Source organism: Candidatus Dependentiae bacterium, from assembly GCA_026389065.1.
Classification (GTDB): Bacteria; Babelota; Babeliae; order Babelales; family Chromulinivoraceae; genus JACPFN01.
Genome location: JAPLIP010000004.1, coordinates 1 through 8,362 on the forward strand (window position 1 = coordinate 1; position 8,362 = coordinate 8,362).

At 36.6% G+C, this 8,362-nt stretch carries 8 protein-coding genes; 4 read left to right on the plus strand and 4 right to left on the minus strand.

Translation table 11 applies throughout. From position 1 onward, the window contains the following. Positions 1-262: 262 nt before the first annotated feature. The 3 genes from NTU89_00100 to NTU89_00110 form a co-directional block, all read right to left on the minus strand. The gene (locus NTU89_00100) at positions 263-997 is read right to left on the minus strand and encodes a Hint domain-containing protein (protein MCX5922949.1); all 735 of its coding nucleotides are present in this window, start codon (positions 995-997) and stop codon (positions 263-265) included. Between the two features lie 272 nt (positions 998-1,269). Further along, entirely contained in the window at positions 1,270-2,427 is a 1,158-nt protein-coding gene (locus tag NTU89_00105) for a hypothetical protein (GenBank protein ID MCX5922950.1), read from the minus strand. 160 nt (positions 2,428-2,587) lie between these two features. Next, complete coding sequence (locus NTU89_00110; GenBank protein ID MCX5922951.1) at positions 2,588-3,604, minus strand: hypothetical protein; 1,017 nt, start codon at positions 3,602-3,604, stop codon at positions 2,588-2,590. A 231-nt stretch (positions 3,605-3,835) separates the two neighbouring features. Here NTU89_00110 and NTU89_00115 point away from each other — a divergent pair, with 231 nt between their 5' ends. The 4 genes from NTU89_00115 to NTU89_00130 all read left to right on the plus strand — a co-directional run bounded on the left by NTU89_00115 (position 3,836) and on the right by NTU89_00130 (position 7,234). Continuing rightward, positions 3,836-4,747 (plus strand): DMT family transporter, encoded by a 912-nt coding sequence (locus NTU89_00115; GenBank protein MCX5922952.1) that lies wholly within the window; start codon positions 3,836-3,838, stop codon positions 4,745-4,747. Between the two features lie 62 nt (positions 4,748-4,809). Then, positions 4,810-5,352, plus strand: a complete 543-nt coding sequence (locus tag NTU89_00120) for a hypothetical protein (GenBank protein ID MCX5922953.1) — start codon at positions 4,810-4,812, stop codon at positions 5,350-5,352. Between the two features lie 221 nt (positions 5,353-5,573). Next, on the plus strand, positions 5,574-6,431 hold the full coding sequence (locus NTU89_00125) for an ankyrin repeat domain-containing protein (protein ID MCX5922954.1): 858 nt from the start codon (positions 5,574-5,576) through the stop codon (positions 6,429-6,431). A 509-nt stretch (positions 6,432-6,940) separates the two neighbouring features. Then, positions 6,941-7,234 carry a hypothetical protein gene (locus NTU89_00130; protein MCX5922955.1) on the plus strand — a complete coding sequence of 98 codons (294 nt, stop codon included), beginning with the start codon at positions 6,941-6,943 and terminating at the stop codon, positions 7,232-7,234. Between the two features lie 16 nt (positions 7,235-7,250). Here the strand turns inward: NTU89_00130 and NTU89_00135 are convergent. Further along, a partial coding sequence (locus NTU89_00135) for an ankyrin repeat domain-containing protein (protein ID MCX5922956.1) occupies positions 7,251-8,362 on the minus strand: 1,112 nt, incomplete at its 5' end.

Consider the following 8,362-nt stretch of genomic DNA (forward strand, 5'->3'; position numbering starts at 1 on the left):
ACGCTGCCAAAAATATAATTGTTCCGGCTACGTCAACAATATATATTAATAAGTCGAAATCATTTTCAATTTTATTGAAATTATGCCACTGAATAATAAATTTTACTGTTATTACACCCAGCGCTGTTGCAATCCATGTGTGCATATTCTGATTCATAATTTATGTCCTAAAATATGAACTTTTATATAATAAGATATAGCGACTGCAATCATTGCCATCGCATACAGCATATACCATGTGTACATTATAAATCCTTGTTGTTTATACGGGGCCAGTTAATGTCGCAAGGGTTATGCCACCTGTTAGGGCACCTACTTTTGTAGCAAACGCCAAAGGAGCTGCTGTCCAAAAACACCAAACTCCTACCACTACTGGAGCAGCTGGGCCAGATATTGTTCCAAGAAAGCCAGTAAACCCCCAGTAAACACCTTGAACGGCACTTGCTCCAGCAATAACTCCTACTGCAGCGCCAATAGCTCCATTATGAACTATATATTTTCCCTGAGATGCTAAAAAATTATGCTGATTATCAACATAGATAATGAACATGACATCTTTGTTTTGATTTTTGGTCACATTTGTTATAGCAACATAATCTAAGTTTTCATTTAAAAGACAGTCGCTTTCCTTTAGATCTTTTGCGCAGACCCATTGGTTTTCTGCAGGAAGATAGAAGCGCTCCATCAATCCTGTGACCATTGAAATATTGTCTTTCGTTGTAATAGTCATTGTTGCCTCTACAATAAAAGCGCAGACGCCTTTTATTGTGTTTGTTTCTTGTTCAAGGTTGCTATTATAGCAAATAACGTCATCTCCGACTCTTAAGTCTTTTATGGCTTTTAGTCGCCCGCTTGAGGTTGTAACTAATGTGTCGCCATCAAATCCGCTTGCCTGAATGAATGAAAAATTTGAAAAACACAAGAGCATAAGAATAATAGCTCTTAGATTGTTGTTTGTTAGATGATATTTAAGTGTAAGGTAGGTATATTGTATCATTAAATGTTCCTAATCGTAAAAAGTAATTTGTTACAATCTGCTTTTTACTACTCTCTTAAAAGCATGGTTGTTTATTTTCTCCTTCTGAAAATTCTAAAGATATGTGCTTATTGTAAGCTTTTGTATTATGTCAGACTAGGTGAATATAAAATATTCTGACTGAAAACAAGAGTCGTGTTCTAGATTGGTTTTCAGCTAGCTTAAAAAATGTCATTAGGCTTAGCTTAATGATGTATGAAATTTGTTTCTAACTCCATAGTATTTCTTTTAAATCAGTCCATGCGAGGTGCAAAGGAGGATTTTTTATCTTCTGTTGAGGCAGTTTGCGTGGCAAATTTTGTAAGCTCATGTAATGTTTGTTTAGATTTTCCCGAGATATCTTCATAGCTTTGTAAAATCGTTTTTGGTTCTGGTAAAACATTATTGGATAAAGCATCGAGTGATAAAGCATCGAGTGTTATTTTATTTTTATTAAATGATTCTAAAAATGAAGCCATGGTCGCTTTAAAGCTGCGCTTGTTAAGCTTTTGTTGAGTCTCGAGATGTTCTTTTATTTTTTGTTGTGTTGGTGTTGTTACGAGTGAAAATAAACGATGTTCCTGCATCTGAAAAAGAAGCGTGCTTACCACAGGGTGATTTTGGCTTATTGCTTCATGAACAGCTCCGCTTAGCTGTCTTTCATCCTCTCCATTATCGAGTGGGTTAATACTTTTTAGATAATCAGGAAGAGGCATTGACCGTTCCTCGACAATTTGTTGAATGTTTTCAAAGTATTTTTTTGTAATTGCTTCTTCTGCGCTCATGGGATTAAACATTGCAACGGCCGCTTGTTGTATAGAATCTGGAAGCGACTCTATGACCGTAGAAACGGTACTTTTTTGATGAGTCAGTTTTGTAACGGTATATTTTTTACGTTTTATCTTTTCTTGTTCGCTTGAGTCATTGTCCTTTGGATCAAAGTCTTGGTCCCATGAAGATCCTGTTGATGACTCGGAGTTTTTTAAGTGAAATGGCCGCTCAGGGCTTGAAGGCCTTGGGGATGGTTTTCTTTGTGGGCTAGATTGAACTGTTGCCAGATCTTGGTTTGGAGTCACAGGGCTTGGTGATTTAAATTGATCTTGAGAGTTTGTTTGTAGGTGTTGGTGCTCAGCTGTTTGAGCTTGAGTTTCTGGAATTAAAACGGTAACTTCATCTTGGTTGGCAACTTCATGAAAAGAATTTTGCGGCTGTGCACTTTCTAGGGATTGAGTAACTGCTTGGTTTTCTTCGCCACTTCTTATTTCTTCTTTTACTTCTATTTCTTCTTGTGGTTGAAGAATCATGCTTGCGTTTGCTATGTCTTGTTGTAGGCGTTGAGATTTATTTTTTTTAGGAGCAGAAAATATCAACGTTGGGACAATTATAGCCAGAGAAATAATTAATTTTTTCATGTGATTTTCCTTATAATTCTTTTGCAATATTTAAAAGTTATTTAATCTTACTGCTCTTTGTAAAGAATTATATAAAGTTTTTTCTATTCTGAAGTACTTAATAAAAATCTGTGATACATCTTTTTAGGATCTACCACAGATTTTTTATTTAAAAGCTCGTTTAGTTATTTTTATTGGGATTTGGTATCAGTTCCATTCGATGCAGCGGAGAAACAGCCCTTGTTTGTTCTGGTGTTGGATGAGCTTTGTAAAGCTCTACTCGTAATTGATGTATTGCTTCTTGTCTATCGTTTGCATTTTTAAGAAGTTTTGCAACCTGATTAAGATGAGCTACCTGCGCTGCTCGCAAAGCTTTTTGTCCGTCTTCTATATGTTTTGGGGTAATGTGTTTTTTGCCGTATGTGCAGCCTGTGCACGCAGTTACTTGATTTTTTGATGCTTCTGGTGCTTGGTTGGTAAGCTTGCTTTGGCAAAATGAGCAGCGTTGATTAACTGCTTGGATAAGCATGTCGCAATCACCATGAGTAGATACGATTGATGCTCTATGTGACTTTAAAAGCTCTATCGCTGATAAGTCTTGTGCAGAATTTAGTTCGGTTAATTTTTGTACAGAATCAAAAAGGGCGCGAGATGCGTTGACGCCATAATTTGCATCTTTAGTCATAGCATCTTCTTGTTGTCCCGTTAGAATAATTCTTCGCATGTAGTCTAAATACGATTCTCTTATGCCAATAGTTGACTGTAAAAATGGATTTGATTGTTTTGGTATTGGTTGGCTTTGTAAAAAGTTTGGAGATATTGGCTCGTCTATCATTTCAAAGCCGTCATTGTTTTTACAGCTTGATAGAGATGGTGAATCTTTTTCTATTTCCTCTGGTCTTTGTTTTGCGCTAGCCGTAGCCGCATCGGTAATTTTTATTTGCCAAGGTTTTTGCTTAGAGCTGTCTGCTTGGGTTGATCCTTGTCCTTTTTTTCCATTTGTGCATGGCAAGGTTTCTTGGCCATCGTCGCTTTCACTATCTTCGAGGCTTTCGCTATCTGTGTTGCGCCCAAAAATCATAGTGCCCCATCCCATTGGACGTTCTTTTTTTTGGTGAGATGGAATAATTGGTTGTGATGCAAAAGCAAAGAGTGCAAAAAATACATAGTTTTTATGAAAGCTTAGAAAATTTATCATGATATCTCCTTTACAATGAGTAAAATTTACTCATTATTACTATTTTTTTAATAATAAATACAGAATAAAAAGAGAAATCTTTTTGCCTCTGTGGGAAAATAGACTTGTTTGTTATAATCATTGAGTTTTTGTGATTTATGTAGGTAGTATACAATCTATGAGATAAACTATAGTTGTATTGAGTATGGCCTGCTTTTAGCCTATATACTCTAGGTTTGAAGGTTTCTTTTTATGATTTTAATTATTTTACTGTACGCGGTATTCTCCGCTATGACTTTTATCAACAGTTCTTTGATGGCAACAAATCCATATCCATTTTTTGTAGGAATGCTTAGAGCCTTGGGAAGTAGCGCTATTTTGCTCAGTTACTCATGGTTTTTCTTTCGTAAGCAAACCATGGAGTTTTCTTTGTCTTCTCGAGGATGGCTGCTTTTGCTCACTTATGGAGTTCTCATTCATGCTTTTGTGATGTGTGGGTTTTCTTACAGTATGCAATATGCAGATCCGGTAACTGTATGTTTTATAGTTGCATCTGGTCCTTTTTTAACAGCTATTATTCAGTATTTTAGGGGTCAAGAATATTTAACCTATAAAAAAGTCATAGGACTTTTGGTTGGTTTTATTGGCTTAGTGCCAATATTGGTAGTTTCTGAGCATAGCTCGTCAAATTTGCTCGACCCAGAGTTACAATGGTGGGGCAATCTAATATCTTTGCTTTCTATGCTTGTTTTTTCATATGGATGGGTTGTTTTAAAACAGTTTTTAAAAGAGTTTTCACATCCGATTCAATTGATTAATGGGATTGCCATGTTGGTAGGAGGCCTTGTTTCTGCTGTTTTTGTGGCATGTGCTCATGGTTTTGAGGTTTTTTCTTTAAACTTTTCGCCGGAATTTCCGCTTCTGATGTCTGCTTTTTTAGCCTCGAGTCTTTTAACTTATATGCTCTACGTCTATCTTTTGGGTAGATATTCGCCTACGTTTATAGCCTTTGCGGGATTTTTAGAGCCAGCCTTTGGGCTCTTTTATGGAGCTGCGCTGATGGGATATTCGGTCACTGGAAACGCTCTGCTGGCGCTCACAATTCTTTTTTCAGGGCTTTATATCTTTTATTTAGAAGAGCTAAAAAATACCCCTACCATTTGAGCCTTTTTGCTGACCTGGTATGCTATTTATAACTAAAAAGTATCATAAAACATGGAGGTTATATGAAAAAGTTATTATTAGCGACCCTGGTTTTCATGGGCGCTTGTCAACAAGCTCAAGGATCATTTGCAGCAGCGATAGCTGCCGCTAAAATTGCAGGCTCATGGTCTGTGGCAAATTTGCCAAAAGCGCTTCTTACGAGTGTTGCTTTTGGGATTGGTCAGTATGCAGCAAATCAGCAAGTTGTAGAGCAAGCTGAGGCCCTTAGATTAGAATGTTTAGATACAAAAAACGTTGCAGCTGAATCGGCAAGCTTTATTGGAAGCCGTGTAGAGGCCTTAAGAGTGTCTATGACTCCAGCAATGTCACTAGCAGAAAAACAAGCTCATCAGCATGATGGTTGGTGGGGACTGGCAAAGTATGGCTTTGGTGAGATTTCAACAGCTGTAAATATGCTTACGCTGGCTATTTCAGTGTATTCTATAATGCAAAAAATGGGATCATTTGCTCACGAAGAAAAGCCTGCATATCAACAACAGCATTATCAACAGCAAGTTCAGCCAAAAGCTTTAAGGGCTGGAAAACAAGCTTCGTTGATTTGTTAATTTCAGATTAAATAAAAATTAAAAATTGGTACTTTCGGGTACCAATTTTTTTGTCAAATTCATTATTTCTTGATGCATTGATCAAATAGTTTAGTTTTGGTAGTAATTACTTTTTTTAGCTAATAAATGAGTTTTCTGCCATGCTATTGTTGTTTTTTGCATTTATAGGGGTATTCTTGGCTGTGAGGTATGTTTTTTAGTTTTTAATAATTATGGTATTTATGAAAAGTTTATTGGTGTTCTTGAGAGTAATTTTATTTCCATTTGTTTTTCTCTCTTTAAGCGGTGCATTGTTAGGCTGTTGCAGTTCCGTTGATGAAAGAGCAGAAGCAAAAAAGGCGTTGACAAAGATGGTAATTCGTAAGGATGTCGAGGCTATTAAGATTTTTTTTAAAGACCTGGCAGGCTCTAAAGACGGTAAAGAGTCTGTCGAAACAGTGCTGCACTATGCAACAAGAAATGGATACATGGACTTAATAAGGCCATTAATTGATTTAGGATTTGATATAGAAGCTAAAGATGAGGTTGGTTACACACCTGCACACCACGCAGCATCGTATTACGGTAGATATAATGTACTGGAAGCTCTTTTAAGGGCTGGGGCGAATCCAAATGCATGCAATAAAAATAATGCTACGCCATTGCATCGTGCATCTATAGCTGGAAAAACGAAAGAAATCGAGCTTTTGCTTGTGTATCATGCCAAAATAGAAGCTTGTGATGCAAGTCAAAACACTCCGTTGCATTATGCAGCACATAATGATAGTAATGCTTATTCGGCAATAATTTTATTATCTAATCATGGAGCTAATCCGAATGCTAGATCTAATGATTTAGATACGCCACTTCATGGAGCTGTTAAATTCGGAGGAGCGAAAGCAGTATCTGCTTGCATCGAAGCGAAGACAGATATAAACGCTAAGAATTCTAAGGGCGAAACACCGCTTTATTGCGCCGCTAAAAATGGAAATATTAAGCTTGTTGAATTACTAATTGCTGCTGGGGCCAAAAAGCCTGATCCTGAAACAAATCTTTTGGATCTTCCTGTAAAGACAAGAGGCTTACTGCGGCGATATTAAATGTTTTTTTACACCAAAGAGTTCGCTAATTTCTAAAAGAGTCTTTACGTCCGGTTGCGGATCAAGATGAAGCCGTTGCGGTAAACTAATTTAGTAAGGTTTAGATTAAAAAAGCTCTTTTAATGGAGTTCTTTTTTTTGTCTTAATTTCTCATTAAAATCAGCTATCCATTTATCTAAAGCATCTTTTTTAAAATTATTTTTTTATATTTTGCTTAATTGGTCTTGGAATTATTTGTTTTGATTCTATTTCGTCATCGTCGATCATTGCTAGAAGAGGAAAGAAAAAACATATTAACAGATTGGGTAATGCGTGGAGATATAAAAGCAAAAAAGACCCCCATCAGCGTTTGAGTTATTCGACCCCTATGTGATACTTTGAGGAATTGAAACTGTCAGGAAAAACGGCATGATTCAGTCTCATATCTATAAAACGAGGTCAGGCGCTTTTCAAAAAAAGCCTTTTGTGGTAGGTTTTTTTATATATAATAATCTCAATTGGGGTAATCTATGAAAAAGCTATTTATTAGATCATCATTTATTTTAGTTTCACTGGTATCTGTTTGTGCAGCAAAAGAAAGTTTGACAACAAAGCCAGTATGCAAGCTTGATTTATCTCGAGTGATAGAGGAATTTAACGCTTATCAATCATCTTTGCTTGATCTGCATAAACCGCAAATGCCAGAAATGATTGACTTTCTTGCGATCCGCATACTCGATAGATATCAATTCCGTAAAGACAATCCCTCAACGCTTAAGGTCGACGATTTAATAGCTCGTTTGATGTTATTTGGTCGAAATTGATCAGATTAATTAAAAATTAAAAATTGGTACTTTCGGGTGCCAATTTTTTTTGTTTTAATTTTTCATTAAAATCAGTTATCCATTTATTTAAAGCATCTTTTTTAAAATTATTTTTTATATTTTGCTTTATTGGGGTAGGGATCATCTCTGTTGGCGTTAAGTGATCATCGTCGATCATTGCTAAAAATTGATCTGGGTGTTGATTTCTTTGTTCTAGTGCATGCAGGACAGTTTGACCAAACAAAGAGCTATGTAATTTTTCATATTGACCTGGCTTTAATAAATAAGCCCCTTCAAGAAATTCTATGGCGGCGGGATTTTTATCAGGTGATGACATAATTAAATCATATTGATTTGGCGAGTCTAAGAAGCGCTGGGCTTCAAGGGTTGCCCCTGCGGCAAGCATCATTTTTATAGCGCGCAGCCCTATTTCGCCATGAAGTATTTGCTCTGTTGCAAGAAAAGACAAAATAGAGTTACCGCATCGGTAGATAAAGTTAGTATCTCTAGGCTTGCATCTTAAAATCTCTTCAAGAACTGATGGACACATAAAATCAGTGGCATGCCCTAAAAGAGTTTTGTTTTCAGAGTTTCGTAAGTTAACATCTGCACCGTGGTCAAGAAGTAGTTGTATCATTTTTAAGTCTCTGCTTCGTACAGCAAGCCAAATTGGAGTAGGGTGTTCTTCATATGCTTTGCTATGACCATTTACATCAACGCCAGCCTGTAATAAAATCTTAGCCCTCCCTAAGCGTTCTTTATCCATGCTGTGAACGGTTATCGCAAGTGGTGATCTGCCCTGGGTTGTTTCGTTAAGGTCAATAGCCCGAGACCCATCTTTTTTTTTCAGAGCTAATAGAGCTTCTAGACAAATCAAGCTTTGACAAACTATGCAAAAAGCTGATATGTGTACATCTGTATTGTCTTTATGATTTATATCTGCTCCATAATTAATAAATAGTTGAGCTAATAAAAAGTTTTCATTAAAGATAGCTTTCCAAATAGGCGTTCTATTAAGTCCCTCCCCCGAAGGTTGGTTGGGATTTGCACCAGCCTTTAAAAGCAACTCGCACATTTGGTAGTTGTTTTCCAATGCTGCATAATAAATTGCCGGTCTGTTTTCTACCC